The sequence below is a fragment of the Chryseobacterium luteum genome, assembly GCF_000737785.1.
GTDB classification, from domain to species: Bacteria; Bacteroidota; Bacteroidia; order Flavobacteriales; family Weeksellaceae; genus Chryseobacterium; species Chryseobacterium luteum.
On the sequence record NZ_JPRO01000005.1, the window covers coordinates 127,083 to 145,314 of the forward strand.

An 18,232-nucleotide genomic window follows, 5' to 3' on the forward strand; every position below is an offset into this window, starting at 1 on the left:
TTTTTGATAAGCTCATTCAAAACCATAGGAAATTGAAAACTATATATAATTCGATAAGAGAAGAAGTTGAAAAGCATTCGAAAGTAAGGAATTCTGTTTTAGGGAATGTGAATCAATGGAAGAGAAGCCATTATATTATTCTTTCCGAAATTATAAAAGATGAATTATCAGACGCCGAAGAACTGAAAGGCGGAAAAAAATTTGAAATAGGGAATACCATATCACACGTTACTTTACAGCGTTTTTTTGAAAATGATTATCAGGATAAAACCCATAATGATCTCAGATTCCTGAAAACACTGGATAAGATCTGTATTTTCCTGGGCTATAAAGACCTGAATGACTACATACAGTCCATGGGACCTAAAAATCACGGGAAAGAAATGGGAGAAGGCTTTGAATTTCTCACCAAAATGGTGTATGATTATTGTGCCACGGTATTTGAATTTTACAAAAATTTTCCGGATCACAAAACAGACATATTCAAGGATTTGGTGTTTGACAGTTCCCCATTTTTAGAAAGAGCCTCACAATTCAGCAGAGAATTGTGTGAAAGGGATTTTCAGCTGGTAACCAAAAACAACCGTTCCAACTATGAAGTTTTTGATATTCATCTTGTTACTGATGAGCCTGATAAAAAAATACTGGAGACCCAGGAGTTCTGGAATCTTTTGTTCAAAGTAGGTAAAACCGGCGAGGAACACTTTGTAAACCAGCTCAATACCCAAATCTACTTTATCCGTAAAATAGATAATACATGGAAGATATGGGACAACTATAACCCTGATGCAGGCAGACTGAACAGGAAATTTGAAATAGAAAAATAGAAGAGGCCGTAGAAAATTCTACGGCTTCCCTGTTTCGAAAATATTTTTTTTCACTGTTCTTTGTATATCAAAGATAGATAACTAATTCTGTTATAAAGAAACTTAAATATACTTAAATAAACTCTTCTTTAACTTTATGTTAAGTATATTCAAGGAATCCATCTCAATGTTTTCGCTATTTCTAAGATTTTTGTAATTTGCATACATTAAAATAAAAGTAAAAATAGAAATATGTCAACACTTACATTTGCCGAAAAAATTGCTCAAGCTGAGAATTTTTTACCTATCAACGGTACAGATTACATTGAGTTTTATGTAGGAAATGCTAAACAGGCTGCCCATTATTACAAAACCGCTTTCGGTTTTCAGTCTGTAGCATATGCTGGTCCTGAAACAGGAGTAAGAGACCGTGCTTCTTATGTTCTTCAACAGGGGAAAATAAGATTGGTATTAACAACAGGACTTAAATCCGACTCTCCTATCAGCGAACACGTAAAAAAGCATGGTGATGGAGTGAAAATTTTGGCACTTTGGGTAGATGACGCTTACTCAGCTTTCGAAGAAACGACTAAGAGAGGAGGAAAACCATACCTGGAGCCTGTAACTTTAACAGATGAGAACGGTGAGGTAAGAATGTCCGGAATTTATACGTACGGAGAAACCATCCACATGTTTATCGAAAGAAAAAACTACAGCGGAGCTTTCATGCCCGGATACGAAAAATGGGAAAGCAGCTACAATCCTGAAGAGGCAGGTTTATTATACGTAGACCACTGTGTAGGAAACGTAGACTGGAACAGAATGGTCCCTACAGTAGAATGGTACGAGAAAGTAATGGGATTTGTGAACATCCTTTCTTTTGATGACAAGCAGATCAATACAGAATATTCTGCATTAATGTCTAAAGTAATGTCAAACGGAAACGGATTTGCAAAATTCCCGATCAATGAGCCGGCAGAAGGTAAAAAGAAATCCCAGGTGGAAGAATATCTTGATTTCTATGAAGGAGAAGGTGTTCAGCACATTGCTGTGGCTACCAGGGATATCATCCACACCGTAACAGAATTAAAAAAACGAGGTGTAGAATTCCTTTCGGCTCCACCAGAGGCTTATTACGATATGGTTCCTGAAAGAGTTGGCCATATTGATGAAGATATTAAAAAACTACAGGACTTAGGCATCCTTATTGATCATGATGAAGAAGGATACTTACTGCAGATCTTCACGAAGCCTGTAGAAGACCGTCCTACTCTATTCTTCGAGATCATTGAAAGACACGGTGCACAGAGTTTTGGTGCCGGAAACTTCAAAGCATTATTCGAAGCACTGGAAAGAGAGCAGGAAAGAAGAGGAAATCTTTAATTTAAATACAGATCGTAAGTTTTGTCAGGATGAAGAGTCCTGACAAAACTTTTTTTTAAAAACACATATTATGAGAAAAATTTTAATCGGAGTTTTATTTTTCGGGACATTAGGGCTAAAGGCCCAGTATGGAACCCTGAATGAAATCCTGAACCGCCTGGAAGAAAGAAAAGGCATCAATCAGCATCTTGAAAATGTAAATATCGACAATAAGAAGTTTGTCTTCATTAAAGATGCAGAGGATCACACGGAAAGAGACTTTATTATTATTAAAGGAAAAGAAGCGACTTATGTAGAAGTTTTTGATGACAAAGCTACCGGCGAAAGCAGTTCAAACGTTTTTACAGGAGATATCATCAGAAAGAAAAACATTCTTTCTCTGAGAGCGGATAAACTTGAAAATAAAAAAGTTCCGATGCCTGTGACCAAAACTTTGCTGCTGACCAGGCAGGATAATATCCTGTATCTTATTGATGTCAACACAAAAGCCAGATGGATAGATGAAGCCTCATACTCCCAGAATAAATAATTCCCACAGACATCAAACAGGGATAGCAAATCTTTACAGATTGGTTATCTTACCACTTTAATTTAATTCCAAAAAAATATGAAATCATTTGTAGAATATTCTTCGGATTCAGACTTTTCTATACACAATATTCCTTTCGGAGTAGCAGTTTTTAATAAAGAATATATCGGATGCTGTACAAGGATCGGGGATCAGGTAATTGATCTTGCAACACTGTACGACCTCAGCTATTTTGAAAACATTGAAGGATTAATCGACAATGTTTTTGAGGCATATACCATTAATGAGTTTATTGAACTGGGCAAACCCATAACCAATGCAGTACGCACCAGAATCCAGGAATTGCTGCAGGAAGGCTCAATCCTGTCCAAGGACGAAAAAACCATTGAAGATGCTTTCTACGATCTTGACAAAGTAAAAATGATGATGCCTGTACATATCCCGAATTATACGGATTTTTACAGCAGCATTGAACATGCAACGAACGTTGGAAAAATGTTCCGTGATCCGGCCAATGCACTGCTTCCAAACTGGAAACATCTTCCTGTAGGCTACCACGGGAGAGCTTCATCTATTGTAGTATCAGGAACGGAAATCAACCGTCCAAAAGGTCAGACAAAACCTGCAGACGCAGAAAAGCCTGTCTTCGGACCAAGCAACCAACTTGATTTTGAGCTTGAAATGGCTTTTATTCTTAACAGAAACTCGGAAATGGGCGAAAGCCTTTCTACTAAAGATGCTGAAGAAGCAATCTTCGGAATGGTAGTATTCAACGACTGGTCGGCAAGAGATATTCAGGCCTGGGAATATGTTCCGCTGGGGCCTTTCCTTGGCAAGAACTTCGGTTCATCTATTTCTCCGTGGGTAGTTACCCTTGAAGCGCTGGAACCTTTCAGAACAGCTTCCCCAAAGCAGGATCCTGAAGTTTTGGATTATTTAAAATTTGAAGGAGATAAAAATTACGATATCAACCTTGAAGTGTATTTACAACCTGAAAACGGTGAAGAAAACCTGATTTCAGAAAGTAACTACAAGTTCATGTACTGGAATATGAGCCAGCAGCTTGCCCACCACACAGTAAACGGGTGCAACATAGAAGTTGGAGACCTGTACGCCAGCGGAACCATTTCAGGAAGCGATCCAAAATCTTTCGGATCTATGCTGGAACTGACATGGAGAGGACAAAATCCTTTACAGCTAAGCAACGGTCAGGAAAGAAAATTCATTGAAGACAACGATACGGTTACCATGAAAGCATGGGCTGAAAAAGACGGTGTGAGAGTAGGTTTCGGTGAAGTTTCAGGAAAAATTATTCCAACGGTTTAATATCTAATTTAAATTAAACACTTAGAGTTTATTAGTTATTTTATCAGTACAATAATTAAACCTCATAGGTTTTGGAAACCTATGAGGTTTTTAAATAACAACAACTCAGGTGGTAAAGAAGAATCAATGAAAACAGTAATACCTTCCGAACTATCCCCCGTTCAGCTTCAGACCATCATGCAGACCGCCGTGTCCCCACGTCCGATTGCACTTGCTTCTACGGTTGATAAGAACGGAACCATCAATTTATCTCCGTTCAGCTTTTTTAATATGTTCAGTACGGTTCCTCCGGTGCTTATCTTTTCACCGTCAAGAAGAGTGCGTGACAATACCACAAAACACACCCTGGAAAATATTCTTGAAGTTCCTGAAGTAGTGATCGGAACGGTAAATTTTCCAATTGTGCAGCAGATTTCTTTAGCTTCTACGGAATATGAAACCGGAGTCAATGAGTTTATCAAATCCGGACTGACCATGAAAGATGCAGACCTGGTACAACCCAAACTCATTGAAGAATGTCCTGTTAACTTTGAATGTAAAGTTTTAGAAGTGAAATCTCTGGGAGATCAGGGCGGTGCAGGAAATCTCGTGATTTGTGAGGTTCGGAAAATCCATATCAGGGAAGAATACCTGAACGAAGCTGGAAACCTGGATCAGCAAAAGCTGGATATGGTGGCCCGTTTAGGAGGCAACTGGTATTCCAGAAGTAATGAAAACAGCCTTTTTGAGGTTCCGAAACCATTGGTAACAAAGGGAATCGGGTTCGATCTTCTGCCGGATTCCATTAAGTACAGTAAGGTATTTACAGGAAATGACCTGGGAATGCTCGCCAATATAGAAATACTTCCTGCGGGAAATTTCCATGCGGATGAAAATCTTCATCTGGATGCTCAGAAATTGCTGCTGGAAAGCAGGATTGAAGAAGCCTGGACACTTTTAACAATACCATAAATTCCACAAATAAAACCAGCCCAATGTAAGGCTGGTTTTCTATTTATCTGTTAACTGAAAAAATTAATTTACCAAACGGCTCGCTTCATCAAATAACTTGTTGCTTCTTTTATAGTTAAATAATCTATAACGCCGTTGTTTAACTTAAAAATCAACTGAATGATTTATAAATATTTGTTTATCATTACCTCATATTTTTATTAATAAAATCAATACATTTCTCTGTAACGATATTCAGGTTGTTAGGAAGAAATTTTTCCGTCCAGGGTTCTTTTGACCCGAAAGTATGATCCGCATTTTCAACTAAAAACAATTCTGAGTTCGGATTAAGAATATGAAGATGCTCTGCATTTTTTACACTTACGCTTTCGTCATGAGTTCCGTGGATGATCAATACATAAGCTTTGGCCATTTCTGTCGCTCTTTCCACATCAAAACGGTGGACATTTTTTTCAAAATCTTCATAAAACTGGTAATAATGCGGCATCTCCTGCTTGGTTCTTCCGTTCAGCACATAATATACACCTTCTTTTTTCCAGTTTTCCAGAGCTTCATCTTTTGGAAACCGTTCCAGGGTATCTACACTTGCCAGCGTGATAAGCCCGTTGATTCTTTCATCTTCACATGTTTTTATAATGGAAATTCCACCGCCCCTGCTGTGCCCCATCAGAATAATTTTCTGGTCGTCTACATTGGGATTTTTCACAAAATGATCGATCACAACACCGAGATCCGAAAGCTCTTTTGAATAATTATTGTTTCCAAAAGCTTCCAGGTCACCAAAATTGTGAGGATCTTCAACAGTGGTTCCGTTATGGGATGAATTAAATTTCACAAAGAAAAATCCTGCTTCAGCAAACTTCTCAGCCATCAGGTTCCATGCTCCCCAGTCTTTATAGCCTTTGTAGCCATGAACAAAGATCACTAAGGGTAGCTTTTCATTGGTTTCGGGATAAATGGCATCAGCAAGAAATTTCCTGGTTTCCGGATTTTCGAGTTTTATATTAAGGTTTTTTATCAATTTCATATGAAAATTTAATTATGATTCTTAAATTATATCTACAGTATTCACATTAACCTAAATATATAAAAAAATATTTACCCGGAAAAGTTGACCTTCTATACTGTAATTGATTAAATACTTATAAAATAACCTTAATTTTGCAGTATGCTGGATTTAAGAACGGTAACCGTCATGCGTTACATCCTGCCTTTACGAGAGGGCGGATCTCTTCCTGCTTTGGCAGAAGCTGATGATGATTTTAAATATGTACTGAAGTTCCGGGGCGCCGGCCACGGAGTAAAGATGCTGATCTCTGAACTTTTGGGAGGCAAGATCACGGAAGCCCTGGGACTGAAGATTCCTGAGCTGGTATTTGCCAACCTGGATGTCGATTTCGGAAGAACGGAAGCTGATGACGAAATCCAGGACCTGCTGAAGTTTTCGGAAGGCCTGAATCTGGGCCTGCATTATCTTTCGGGTTCTATCACCTATGACCCGGGCGTGCAGGCAGACCCTCTCCTGGCCTCAAAAATTGTCTGGCTGGATGCATTCATTACCAATATTGACCGTACTTTCAAAAATACGAATCTTCTGATGTGGCACAAAGAACTTTGGGTCATAGACAACGGAGCTTCCTTTTATTTTCACCATTCATGGCAGAATTTTGATACGGCCGCAAAAACACCGTTCAAATACGTGAAAGATCATGTTCTGCTTCCGAAAGCAAAAATGTTGGATGAAGCGGATCAGTTTGCTCATGAGGTACTTAATGATAAGCTGTTCAGGGAAATCGTCGATTTGATCCCTGAAGACTGGCTCCATTGGAATGATGCCGATGAAACCCCTAAAGAGATCCGTGAGGTCTATTTCAGGTTTTTGAAAACAAGGTTAGAAAACTCTCAAATCTTTGTAAACGAAGCTAAAAATGCAAGAGGATAAAATATACGAATACGCCGTTATACGCCTGGTCCCGAAAGTTGAAAGAGAGGAGTTTTTCAATATCGGGCTTGTGATGTTTTCCAAAAAAGAGAAATTCATCCGCATGGAATTTTATTTATGTCCGGATAAATTCAGGCTGATGCACAGCAAACTGGATTATGACGACGTTATCCAGAATCTTGAAAGCTTCAGGAAAATCGCCGACGGAGATCCGCAAGGCGGCCCGATTGCCCTGATGGATATTCCTGAACGTTTCCGCTGGCTGACGGCTGTAAGAAGTTCCGCTGTCCAGACATCCAGACCTCACCCGGGAAAATCCAAAGACCTGGAAAAGACGTTTGGTAAACTTTTTGAGGAGTTAGTAAAATAACACTCCTTTATAAAAAGTATTCTATGAAATTGTCAGTAAACAAAATATCAATCTACAGGCTTTTTATAAACCTGTTTTTTGTTTTCTCTTTAAGTTTATTTAATTTAAGTTATTCACAAAACCAGCTTGAACCAACAACCGCGAAAAGCAGTCTTCTGCCGGAAATATCATCGGTCTCGGAAAATATCGTCTATAAAATCAATTCAAAAGGGAATCCTGTTTCATTAGATATTTATACGCCTAAGACCCGTTCAGACGGTAAAATGCCCGTGGTGATCTATGTACATGGCGGCGCCTGGGTAAAAGGGGATAAAATGGTCAGAGACGGAAGCTATATTGAGACTTTCATTTCTAAGCTCCTGGACAAGAAATACGCAGTAATCAGTATCGACTATACACTTCTGAATGACAGCATCCACTTTCCGCTTCCTTTGGAGGATACTAAAGATGCTGTAAGGTGGGTAAGAAAAAATGCGGCCAGGTATAATTTCGATCCGAACAATATTGGGTTTTTTGGCGCTTCATCAGGGGCACATCTGTCGATGCTTGCGGCCTACACACCAGATAATGAGTTTACGGGAAGTCCGGAACTTTCTTCTTATTCTGCAAAAGTAAATTACGTGGTAGATCATTATGGGCCTTCGGATATGAATAAACTGCTCCATACACGGCTGGGAAAAGTACCTGTCTTTTTTATCGGACTGGCGGTTAAGAAAATCGTGGATCTCAGAACGGACCTTGTGAGAGGGCTGTCAGGTTATGATATTAAAAAAGATAGAAGAAAAACTATAGATTATTTCAAAACCATTTCTCCCATAAGCTATGTTTCGGCAGGTGTTCCTACGTTGATCGTTCAGGGAAATAAAGACAAAGTAGTGCCTATGAAGCAGTCTAAAAAGCTTCACAGGAAACTTAAAAGAGAACATATTCAAAACAGCCTGATTATCGTAGAAGACGGTATCCACGGTTTCGGAACAACGGATAAAGCTTATATGGACAAGCTTACCGACCAGATGGTGGATTTCATCCAGTCTCAAAAAAAATAAAACATATACATTACGATCCGATAATATCAATAAAAAAACTGTAAATCAATATTATAAATTATAAAATTCAATAGGATTTTACAAAATTGCTAGTTTACTATACATTTCATCTTTTTTATTCATAAAATAATTAACTTGGCTTTTGTTTAAATTATTCTTAACAAAATATCCTATATTTTAATTATTCATCCTTAAAAAAACAGATGATATGGATTTTCTGAATAACACCAATGCGCTTACCCTGATCTTTGTATCAGTACTTGTTTTTGCAATCGCCTATCGCTTTTACGGTATCTTCATTGCCAATAAAGTGCTTAGGCTTAATGATAAAAATACTACTCCGGCAGTAGAATTTGCCGACGGTAAAGATTATGTGGCCACGAATAAGAATGTACTTTTCGGCCATCATTTTGCTGCAATTGCAGCTGCCGGGCCTTTGGTAGGGCCAGTACTGGCTGCTCAGTTCGGTTATCTGCCCGGTGCATTATGGATCCTGATCGGATGTGTGCTTGGCGGCGGTGTGCATGATATGGTTGTTTTATTTGCTTCAGTAAGGCATAAAGGACAAAGTCTTGCTTCCATTGCTTCCAAAGAAATAGGTAAGGCTACCGGAACCGTTGCGGGTTTTGCCATTTTATTTATCCTGATCCTTACACTGGCGGGTTTATCATTGGCCTGTATCAATGCAATGCATGAGGCTTCATGGTCACTTTTCACGGTGATCATTACAATGCCTATTGCGGTGATCATGGGTCTTATTATGAGATACAGAAAAAACAGTGTACTTTTCGCCAGCATTTTAGGCGGTATACTTTTAGTGGCAGGAATCATTGGAGGGCACAGCCTGATGCAGAATGAAACGATAAACAACCTGTTTTCATGGGATATAAAAACAATCTCCATTGCTATACCCCTGTACGGTTTTCTGGCTTCTGTGCTTCCGGTTTGGTTACTCCTTGTACCCAGGGATTATCTTTCAACGTATCTGAAAATAGGAACAATCATTATGCTGGCTGTAGGGGTTATTGTCATTCATCCTACGATCCAGATGCCGGCTCTTACGGAATTCGTGAAAGGCGGAGGACCTGTTATAGGCGGACCTGTGCTTCCTTTTATTTTCATTGTAATTGCATGTGGGGCTATTTCCGGTTTCCACGCAGTCATTGCAACGGGGACAACTCCCAAGATGCTTAATAAGGAAAAAGAAATCCTTTTTGTAGGCTATGGAGCTATGCTGGTAGAAGGTTTTGTGGCTTTAATGGCTTTGATCGCTGCATGTACCTTAATGCCCGGAGACTATTTTGCCATCAATACCCCGAAGGAATCCTATGATGCTTTTCTGGCCGCCCATCCTTCACTGCATGGTGTAGACATTGATTATTATTCACAAAAAATAGGCATTGAACTGCATGGAAGAACCGGAGGGGCTGTGTCTTTGGCCGTGGGAATGGCCCACATTTTCAATAAGATTCCATATATGGACCAACTCACTGCATACTGGTATAATTTCGCTATCATGTTTGAAGCCGTATTTATCCTGACAGCCATTGATGCCGGAACAAGAGTAGGCCGTTTCTTTTTACAGGAAATGCTGGGTTCTGTCATTCCTAAATTCAATGATAAGAACTGGGTTCCCGGGATTATCATCAGCAGCCTTTTATTTACTTTCGCCTGGGGCTACCTGGTATTTACAGGTAATGTAAGCAGTATCTGGCCGCTGTTCGGAATCAGCAACCAGCTGTTGGCCGCCTGTGGACTGATTGTCTGTACAACAATGCTGATCCGGATGAAAAGAGGGAAATATGCTTTATGCTCTGCAATTCCCGGAGTTTTTATGGCCGTAATCACGTTCTGGGCAGGCTATATTCAGGTAACAACAATCTACCTTCCGAAGGAACAGTATCTGCTGGCAGCTTTAGCAGCAACGGCCATGATCCTGATGCTCATTGTATTTATCGGAGCTTTCATCAAATGGTATCAGCTTATGCAGATCAAAACGACAGAGATTGACTTCTACGGAGAGCCTGTAAAAGAGCTTGTAGAGAGATAATCAAGGATAAAATATTCACTAAAAAACAAAACAGTCCGGATGATCCGGACTGTCTTGTTTACTAATTATGATTTATTTAAAAATTAAAGTTAAGCCTTGAGAATACATATCTTCCATTCTGTCCAAACTGGGACGTTGAACGGGAATAGATAAACTGGTCATTGTTGGTCGATGCCGGAAGGTTTTTATCGGGATAAATATCAAAGAGATTATTGACACCTATAGTTAATCCTACATTTTTTGTAAACCGGTAGCCCAGTGAAAGGTCGGTAATAATCTTGTCTCCGATCTGCTGATGTTCATTGAACCCGATGATTCCGTCACTATTGGTGTCAATAATGTCTGCACCTGTCACTTTTCCGAAATAGGTATTTCTAAGATAAACACTTGCATTTTTCCACGAAAGGGTATGAGATAGACTGGCTTTTACTCTTGGAACCGCTTCTTCAAGGTACACTCTCGATTTTTCAGAAAAATAAATCTTCTCCAGGTTCGGTGACTGTAAAAGTCCTGATGAGTGGATATCTCCGACTTTTCGGGTTTCACTCACATTAACCGCAAAATTATTATCCAGTTTTAAGCCTGAAAACCTTGCATTATGGGAAATCACCACATCCACTCCTTTTGTTTCCGTATCAATCGCATTGGTAAAGAACTGAGCTCCGTTAATTCCCTGGGCATCAAAAGCAGCCTGTGCTGCAGCCGGAACATCCGATCTTAAAAACTGGTCCGTAAGGATAATCCTGTTGTTGATTCTTGTAAAATATCCGTCTGCTGTAAAAGTAAGGCTTGCAGAAGGGATCCTGTACGTAAATCCTACACTGGCAGATTTGGAAGTTTCCTGCTTCAGTTTTGGCATTTCCAGTAAACCGGCAATTTCCGAATCATTGCTGAATGTTCCTACTTCCAGAAGCTGAGTGTTGGTATACAATGTAGATGTCACATTATAATAAATCTGGTGAATGGAAGGCGCTCTGAATCCTGTAGAACCCGCCAGCCTCACATTAAAATCCGGAGCCACTTTAATCCTTGAAGCCAGTTTATAGTTAAAAGTAGATCCGAAATCTGAATAATTCTCGTATCTCGCTGCTGCATCAACCAATAGCCAATTGGTAAAATTGAATTCAACATCAGCATAGGCTGCAACAGCCTGCCTGTTCTTGTCCACAGCATTGAGAGGTTTAAATCCTCCGAAAACCTGGGATCCTCCCGGAAGAGCATTTCCAAAGAAATCCGTTGCTCTCGGACTTGTATTATTCCACACATTCCCTACTGCATCATAAGTCGCATAAGACGCTTCTTCACCGGGTGTTATTTTAAAATTTTCGTAACGGTGCTCTGCTCCGAAGGCAACATTAATCCCATTCCAGGCATCATACTTTTTAGAGAAATCTAAATTGACCGTGTTCTGGGAAAACCTTAAACCGCCTGCATCAAACTCATTGGGAGAAGCAAACCGTAAAGAAGTATTTCCTGTATTACTGATGTTATAGGTAAATGAATTCTGGCCGAATGTATTACTTAAATCAATATTCCAGCCGTCCCAATTTCCTTTTATTCCTGCGGAAAGCGACAAATCCTGGATATCCGTTCCAATCTGAGGAAGATAACCGTCCGAATACAATCCCGTAAACGTTCTGCTTTGGTTAGGTTTTCTGTAAAACCCTCCTGAACTTCCGTGTCTGAAGCTGTACCCTCCGAAAGAATATACTTTCCAGTTATCATTGATAGGAACTTCAATATTAGCGAAAAGCTGATGATTATTAAGTTTAGACTGTCCCACCTGCATATTGAAATCTTTTCTGCTCAGTCCTCTGTAAGCCAGTTCCTGATCTGTAACATCTCCTTTTAAAAGTTGCTGCAAAGCACCAATGGTATTGGCTCCCTGAATCTGATTCTGAAGATCCGGAGAAAAATAATTTACCCCCTGGGCATACTGATGAATATAATTAACGAGCTGTTGGGAATTAGGAACATTGTTAATATTTGAAAAGAGTGAAGAAAGGTTTACCCCGTCATTCTGAGCACGTTTTTCAATCGCATTGTACGCATTATAAATTGCTCCGCTTTCCGCACCGGCCCTTGAAGTAGGATTTCTGAACTGTGAAGACCATGTAATATTATAAAAGCCTCCTTTATTTCCTATCTTATTCCCGTAATTAAGGTCTACCTGGATATTCTGTCCGTCAAAATTTCCCGTATGATCATTGGCAGTTGGGGTTAAGTTTCCGCCGTAGCTTACCTGGCCTGTTAACTTACCAATATCTTTTTTCAGTTCAAGGTTGATAACTCCTGCTATGGCATCAGAACCGTACTGTGCTGAAGCACCGTCACGCAATACTTCAATCCTGTTTAATGCGAAAGAAGGAATGGAGTTCAAATCGGTTCCTACCGTTCCTCTTCCCGGTGTTCCGTTGACATTAACCAACGCTGAGGTATGCCTTCTTTTCCCGTTTACCAAAACCAATACCTGATCCGGCCCCAATCCTCTTAACTGAGCAGGATCCAGATGATCCGTTCCGTCTGAATTGGTTTGAATTGTAGAAGTGAAAGACGGTGCTACCGCATTTAAAATCTGTCCTATACTGGACTGCGGAAGAGCTACTGAAGATTCTTTTATATTGAAAACATCCACCGGAACAGGGCTGTCTATTTTTGATCTGGCACCGGCTCTTGAGCCCAGTATCACTACTTCTTCTACATTATTGGTTTTTACACTGTCTTTTTCTTTTTCCTGTCCGAAGGCATACGTGCCCAGAAAGAAAAGAACAGAAACTGATAAAATAGTCTTTTTATTTTTCATACCCTTACATCAAATTAATAGTTTATATTTTTTGAGTGGCAAATGTAGAATAATTTTATTAGTCTATAAAATTAATAGACTTTTATTTTATGAAAATTTAAGATAGTTTTATTCTATTGGGTAATATGATTTTTTAAGCCATCATAAGGTTAGAAAAAGTGATGTCCTGAACTTTTTCATTTTTTTAACGCAAAGATTAATTGCAAGGATGTATTATTAGGCAGGCAAAGAGCAATAAATCTTTGATTGATTTGACTAAGCGATATATTACCATAGGCTTGATTAACAGACCGTCATATTTTTTTAAGTTAAAGTTTTTAGGATAAATTTGTGTTAATAAATGAGTGGGCTTCAAACCACTAATGACTCAAATATTTTTCACGAATATCACTATAGCTCAAAATATATTTGTGTTATTCGTGAAAAACATTCGTACTATTTGTGTTTAATAAATAAAAAAACGGACCCAAATGGAATCCGTTTTAAAATATTATCATCAGCTTCTATGCTGAAAAATTAACTGTTATATTTTTGTAAGCTTAGCATATTTCAGGATGAGGTTTTTCTCCCCTTCATGAATGAAAATCACTTTAGCTTTAATGTTCTGAGGATCTGTTCCATCCAGGAAAGAAACTTCCCCGATTCCAAAACGGTCGTGTCTTACCTTATCTCCTACCTCGATGTCCTGTGAAGAAGCACCGCTTGGATTGATGATTTTCGCCGTGCTGACCGGTTTCAGCTTTCTGGTTTCAGATGCCGGTTTTGAACTTTCTCCTTTATCAATCGTTTTCTTTTCAACCTTTCTGAAAGAACGCTGTTCGGAAGGATGCTCATCAAAAATATTGGATTTGATTCCGGTAGTATTGATAAATCTTTTTTCCATTGCTGGATTTAAGAATTCAATATATTCTTCATCTATTTCACTTAAGAATCTCGAAGGTTCTGCATCTGTGATTTTCCCCCACTGGAAACGTGAAACCGCATAAGAGAAAAACACCTGCTTTTCGGCTCTTGTCAGTGCCACATAGAACAGACGTCTTTCTTCCTCCAGATCTTCCCTTGTTGCTGAACTCATAAAGCTCGGGAAAAGGTTTTCTTCAAGCCCTACAAGGTGTACTACCGGAAATTCCAGACCTTTGGACAGGTGAATGGTCATTAATGAAACCATATCATCATCTGTATTTTTATCCTGGGTATCGGCAGAAAGGGCAATATTCTCAAGGAAATTCGGAAGGCTAGGATCTCCGTCTTCCAGTTGCATCTGCTCTTCGATGAATCCCTGCATGGAGTTCATCAATTCCTGCACGTTTTCTACACGGGAAATCCCTTCCGGGGTCTGGTCGTCTTTTAAGAATTTAATCAGGCCGCTACGTTTGGCAACTTCCATGGCAACGCTGTAGGCTGTATCAGTTTTCAGCAATACCTGGAAGGCTTTGATCATGGACCAGAAATCATTTAATTTGGTTAAAACACCGTTGTTTAAGCCTAGCTGAGGAGCGTACATCGGCAGATTATCCAGTACCTGTGAAATGGTTACATTATGGGAATCTGCAAAAACAATTAATTTATTCTGTGTGGTTTCGCCAATTCCTCTTGTAGGGTAATTGATGATCCTCATCAGGGCTTCCGAATCATTTTCATTGATCAGAAGACGCAGGTAAGCAATAAGATCTTTTACTTCCTTTCTCTGGTAGAAAGAAAGTCCACCGTAAACTTTGTACGGGATATTTTTACGTCTCAGCGCATCTTCAAATGCCCTAGTCTGTGAGTTGGTTCTGTATAAAATGGCAAAATCACTGTACTTTCTCTGGTCCGTGTTCCTAAGCTCCCAGATATTTCCGGCCACGAAATTGGCTTCATCGGCATCGGAAAGTGATCGGTATATTTTGATCTTGTCGCCTTCTTCATTATCACTGAAAACATTCTTTTTAAACTGCTGTAAGTTTTTCGCAATGACAACATTGGCTGCATTCACAATATTCTGAGTCGAACGGTAATTCTGTTCCAGAGAAACCGTTATGGCATCAGGATAATCTTTTTTAAAGTTTAAGATGTTGTAAATATTCGCACCACGGAAGGAGTAGATGGACTGGGCATCATCTCCCACCACGCAGATATTTTCAAATTTTGAAGCCAATGCTTTTACAATAAGATACTGGGAATGGTTGGTATCCTGGTACTCATCTACCATGATATACCTGAATCTGTCCTGGTATTTGGCCAGCACTTCAGGGAAACGGGTAAGTAATTCATTGGTTTTCAACAATAAATCATCAAAATCCATGGCTCCGTTTTTGAAGCAGGCCTCTACATATTTCTGGTAGATCTGCCCTATGAATTTCATATTCGCTTTTTCATCAGCTTCCATCAGTTCCGGATTGTTGAAATAAGCTTTTACCGTGATCAGATTGTTTTTGTATGTCGAAATTCTTGCCTGAACTTTTTTAGGCTTATAAAGATCGGCGTCGATATTCATGTCTTTGAGCACTTTTCTGATGACATTCAGGGCATCCTGCATATCATAGATCGTAAAATTGGACGGATAACCCAGATAATGACCTTCAATTCTCAGAATTCTTGCAAATACGGAGTGAAAAGTTCCCATCCATAGGCTTCTTGCATTGCTGTCCCCTACCACTTTTGCGATACGGTCTTTCATTTCGCGGGCCGCTTTATTGGTAAAGGTAAGCGCCAGGATGTTGAAAGGGTCGATTCCGTTGTGGATCAGGTGGGCAATACGCATGGTAAGCACACGCGTTTTTCCGGAACCGGCTCCTGCAAGTACCATCAAAGGTCCCTGTAGAGAGGTAACGGCTTCATATTGTGGTTCATTAAGTCCTTTCAGATAATCCATACTGCAAAAAAATTTGGGAACACAAAATTAATGTATTCAAAGGACAATTCAAATTATGATAACGAACTTCATTAAAAAACAAAATCACAGCCTTTCTTCAGATTACTTTTCATAAAGGCTTTACGGAATATTTCTATCACTTCATCATAATAGAGGTTTCCGGAATCCAGCTTCCTGAATTCTACTTCTGTTTCTTTATTTCTGAGCACACCAATAATACAATCAATTTTGCACAGAAAGTATGTATAAAAATAAACCGCCTTTCAGCGGTTTACATCTTTATTGTTTTGTAAAAATTATATCAGCAGGCTCATATGGTAAATTTATCTTTATACCACCAGCTGGATAATCTGAACAGTTTTTATTTGTAACAACTGTTGATTCAGGTTGGTAATTCCATTTAAAGTGAGTGGAATCAATCATTTTTAAACTTATACCTCCCCAGCCAACTTGACATTTACCTCCTTGATAATAGAGTTTTGCTACATGTGCTTTTTTACTATATAGCGTTGATATAATTTTATAATCGTTCAAGTTTGAACTAATATTATTCTCAATTATATTTCCATTATTATCCTGAACAGAATATTGGACAATTAAAACATCTGAATAATATGATTGCCCCAGTTTTTGTAATTGTTTTTTTGAAACTTTGGTAATTTTCAATATTACAGTTTTACCGCTTAAATTTGATTTCCAAGTTCCTACAAATGAATCATATTCATTATCTAGATCTTTGATATAAGAATGATCTGGTATATTTGAATTATCTGTTAATAAGGGATATATTGTTTGTGCTTTACATGAAAACACAGCAAGAATTCCCAAACATATTCCCAAATTTTTCATTACTGTTTAGTGAAAATTAAGTCCTTTGTTTCCGGAAGATAAATATTTATATCTGTTCCTGGTGGACATTTACTATCATCTAGGATTATATCATTAGGACGATATTCCCATGAAATTTGTGTAGAATTTATTTTCTTTAAATAAATATCTCCCCAGCCTACACCACAATTTGTTCCTCCATAATATAATAATAATTTATTATCACCAGATTCTACCCATCTACTATATATGGTGTTTTTCAACTGATTTGGTTGGAAAGTTATGCTTTGAGTATCTTGAAGAGTAATTCCTGACGTATTTTTAATAATAAATTTTACAGATAATACATCTTTGTAATATTTATATTTGCCTCTGTCAAAAAACTGATAATTTTGTTTTGTTATAAATAATGTAATTTTTTTATCTTGGAAATCAGCAACATAATTTCCTACAAATATTTCCAATTCATTATTAACATCTTTTAAATAGGAATTGTTCGGTATTTCTGTATAATCTGTCTTCAAAGGATAGTTTTGTTGTGCTTTACAAGAAAAAATACAAAGAAATACAAAGAAATACAAAGAAATACAAATGCAGATATTAATTTTATAATTATTTTATTCATAATATTATTTTTTAGGAGCAAGGAACAGCAGTTATCGTTCCATCACTATTTTTAATTATTGTTTTTATTCCATCACTTTCTACTCTTTGTAAATTAACCTTTCCATTAAGTGACATTTCATTTAGTATTGCAAAAAAAAGTTTTTCATATCCTTCGGGGGTGGAAGGATTATAAATACTTTTTCTTATTGCCATATTATCTGTAAAATTATCCAAATCCTGTTGTGAAAAACTAATTAATGCATCGTTATAGCTTCCGCTGAAGGTTGCTACATAATGCATGCCATTGGGTGCTACCATTCCAACAAAGGCATTACTTGGATTCCCATAGTTACCTTGTGCCAGTGCAAACTGAAGAAGTTGCTCTATATCTGGTGGGGAAAGCATAGGTATTCCTTTAGGAGTATGATTATGATATCCTCCTGCATATCCTGTCTTGTCACCAAAATTTACACTATGTTCACTTCCAATTATTAAATTAGAAGGTGTCCCATCTGCCTTAAATTTATATCCATTTTCACCTCCCTGTGTAGATTTTGTTTTTAAATCGTCTATTGCAGGTTTACTTTTGAGATTCTTAACAATGCCTTTCGTTTTCTCACAGGGATCCTCTGGTGGCTCCGGGTTAGAAGGGGCGTTGTTTCCGCCTCCGTCTCCACAGTTTCCATATACCCCGCAATCTCCACCTATTACTCCGGGGTCTGAACCACCACCACCTTG

The 18,232-nt window shown here is 38.5% G+C and carries 15 protein-coding genes; 9 read left to right on the forward strand and 6 right to left on the reverse strand.

Annotated features, from left to right (window positions below):
* The first annotated feature begins 32 nt into the window (after window positions 1-32).
* The 5 genes from IX38_RS08855 (at window position 33) to IX38_RS08875 (ending at window position 4,995) form a co-directional block, all read left to right on the forward strand.
* Window positions 33-827, forward strand: a complete 795-nt coding sequence (locus IX38_RS08855) for a hypothetical protein (protein ID WP_034703905.1) — start codon at window positions 33-35, stop codon at window positions 825-827.
* Between the two features lie 231 nt (window positions 828-1,058).
* Window positions 1,059-2,189: a 4-hydroxyphenylpyruvate dioxygenase gene (gene hppD / locus IX38_RS08860; protein ID WP_034703907.1), complete on the forward strand. Its 1,131-nt coding sequence runs from the start codon at window positions 1,059-1,061 to the stop codon at window positions 2,187-2,189.
* A gap of 70 nt (window positions 2,190-2,259) precedes the next feature.
* A complete protein-coding gene (locus tag IX38_RS08865; RefSeq protein ID WP_034703909.1) occupies window positions 2,260-2,718 on the forward strand; it encodes a hypothetical protein in 459 nt (152 codons plus the stop codon).
* Window positions 2,719-2,796: 78 nt separating this feature from the next.
* Window positions 2,797-4,044: a fumarylacetoacetase gene (fahA, locus tag IX38_RS08870; protein ID WP_034703911.1), complete on the forward strand. Its 1,248-nt coding sequence runs from the start codon at window positions 2,797-2,799 to the stop codon at window positions 4,042-4,044.
* 126 nt (window positions 4,045-4,170) lie between these two features.
* Window positions 4,171-4,995, forward strand: coding sequence for a flavin reductase family protein (locus IX38_RS08875; RefSeq protein ID WP_034703952.1), 825 nt, complete (start codon window positions 4,171-4,173; stop codon window positions 4,993-4,995).
* 184 nt (window positions 4,996-5,179) lie between these two features.
* Here IX38_RS08875 and IX38_RS08880 read toward each other — a convergent pair whose 3' ends face one another.
* Complete coding sequence (locus IX38_RS08880; protein WP_034703913.1) at window positions 5,180-6,022, reverse strand: alpha/beta hydrolase family protein; 843 nt, start codon at window positions 6,020-6,022, stop codon at window positions 5,180-5,182.
* A gap of 141 nt (window positions 6,023-6,163) precedes the next feature.
* Between IX38_RS08880 and IX38_RS08885 the strand changes: the two genes are divergently transcribed.
* The 4 genes from IX38_RS08885 to IX38_RS08900 all read left to right on the forward strand — a co-directional run bounded on the left by IX38_RS08885 (window position 6,164) and on the right by IX38_RS08900 (window position 10,403).
* Window positions 6,164-6,937, forward strand: coding sequence for a HipA family kinase (locus tag IX38_RS08885; protein WP_034703915.1), 774 nt, complete (start codon window positions 6,164-6,166; stop codon window positions 6,935-6,937).
* Window positions 6,924-7,307: a DUF3037 domain-containing protein gene (locus tag IX38_RS08890; protein ID WP_034703917.1), complete on the forward strand. Its 384-nt coding sequence runs from the start codon at window positions 6,924-6,926 to the stop codon at window positions 7,305-7,307. Before IX38_RS08885 ends, IX38_RS08890 begins: the two co-directional genes overlap by 14 nt.
* Window positions 7,308-7,330: 23 nt before the next feature.
* The gene (locus IX38_RS08895; protein ID WP_034703918.1) at window positions 7,331-8,353 is read left to right on the forward strand and encodes an alpha/beta hydrolase; all 1,023 of its coding nucleotides are present in this window, start codon (window positions 7,331-7,333) and stop codon (window positions 8,351-8,353) included.
* A 208-nt stretch (window positions 8,354-8,561) separates the two neighbouring features.
* Window positions 8,562-10,403 (forward strand): carbon starvation CstA family protein, encoded by a 1,842-nt coding sequence (locus IX38_RS08900; RefSeq protein WP_034703920.1) that lies wholly within the window; start codon window positions 8,562-8,564, stop codon window positions 10,401-10,403.
* 76 nt (window positions 10,404-10,479) lie between these two features.
* Here the strand turns inward: IX38_RS08900 and IX38_RS08905 are convergent, their stop codons facing one another.
* The 5 genes from IX38_RS08905 to IX38_RS22940 all read right to left on the reverse strand — a co-directional run.
* On the reverse strand, window positions 10,480-13,206 hold the full coding sequence (locus IX38_RS08905; protein ID WP_034703922.1) for a TonB-dependent receptor plug domain-containing protein: 2,727 nt from the start codon (window positions 13,204-13,206) through the stop codon (window positions 10,480-10,482).
* 523 nt (window positions 13,207-13,729) lie between these two features.
* Window positions 13,730-16,060 carry an ATP-dependent helicase gene (locus tag IX38_RS08910; RefSeq protein ID WP_034703923.1) on the reverse strand — a complete coding sequence of 777 codons (2,331 nt, stop codon included), beginning with the start codon at window positions 16,058-16,060 and terminating at the stop codon, window positions 13,730-13,732.
* Window positions 16,061-16,339: 279 nt separating this feature from the next.
* Window positions 16,340-16,909 (reverse strand): DUF6705 family protein, encoded by a 570-nt coding sequence (locus tag IX38_RS08915; RefSeq protein ID WP_034703924.1) that lies wholly within the window; start codon window positions 16,907-16,909, stop codon window positions 16,340-16,342.
* Window positions 16,909-17,469, reverse strand: a complete 561-nt coding sequence (locus IX38_RS08920; RefSeq protein ID WP_394331180.1) for a hypothetical protein — start codon at window positions 17,467-17,469, stop codon at window positions 16,909-16,911. Before IX38_RS08920 ends, IX38_RS08915 begins: the two co-directional genes overlap by 1 nt.
* Window positions 17,470-17,524: 55 nt before the next feature.
* On the reverse strand, window positions 17,525-18,232 hold a 708-nt coding region (locus tag IX38_RS22940; protein ID WP_034703926.1), incomplete at its 5' end, for a hypothetical protein.

What these genes read in the sequence shown, in the direction of transcription:
- hppD (WP_034703907.1), top strand. Translation starts at nt 1,059, where the DNA reads ATGTCAACACTTACATTTGCCGAAAAAATTGCTCAAGCTGAGAATTTT.
- IX38_RS08865 (WP_034703909.1), top strand. Translation starts at nt 2,260, where the DNA reads ATGAGAAAAATTTTAATCGGAGTTTTATTTTTCGGGACATTAGGGCTA.
- fahA (WP_034703911.1), top strand. Translation starts at nt 2,797, where the DNA reads ATGAAATCATTTGTAGAATATTCTTCGGATTCAGACTTTTCTATACAC.
- IX38_RS08875 (WP_034703952.1), top strand. Translation starts at nt 4,171, where the DNA reads ATGAAAACAGTAATACCTTCCGAACTATCCCCCGTTCAGCTTCAGACC.
- IX38_RS08880 (WP_034703913.1), bottom strand. Translation starts at nt 6,022, where the DNA reads ATGAAATTGATAAAAAACCTTAATATAAAACTCGAAAATCCGGAAACC.
- IX38_RS08885 (WP_034703915.1), top strand. Translation starts at nt 6,164, where the DNA reads ATGCTGGATTTAAGAACGGTAACCGTCATGCGTTACATCCTGCCTTTA.
- IX38_RS08890 (WP_034703917.1), top strand. Translation starts at nt 6,924, where the DNA reads ATGCAAGAGGATAAAATATACGAATACGCCGTTATACGCCTGGTCCCG.
- IX38_RS08895 (WP_034703918.1), top strand. Translation starts at nt 7,331, where the DNA reads ATGAAATTGTCAGTAAACAAAATATCAATCTACAGGCTTTTTATAAAC.
- IX38_RS08900 (WP_034703920.1), top strand. Translation starts at nt 8,562, where the DNA reads ATGGATTTTCTGAATAACACCAATGCGCTTACCCTGATCTTTGTATCA.
- IX38_RS08905 (WP_034703922.1), bottom strand. Translation starts at nt 13,206, where the DNA reads ATGAAAAATAAAAAGACTATTTTATCAGTTTCTGTTCTTTTCTTTCTG.
- IX38_RS08910 (WP_034703923.1), bottom strand. Translation starts at nt 16,060, where the DNA reads ATGGATTATCTGAAAGGACTTAATGAACCACAATATGAAGCCGTTACC.
- IX38_RS08915 (WP_034703924.1), bottom strand. Translation starts at nt 16,909, where the DNA reads ATGAAAAATTTGGGAATATGTTTGGGAATTCTTGCTGTGTTTTCATGT.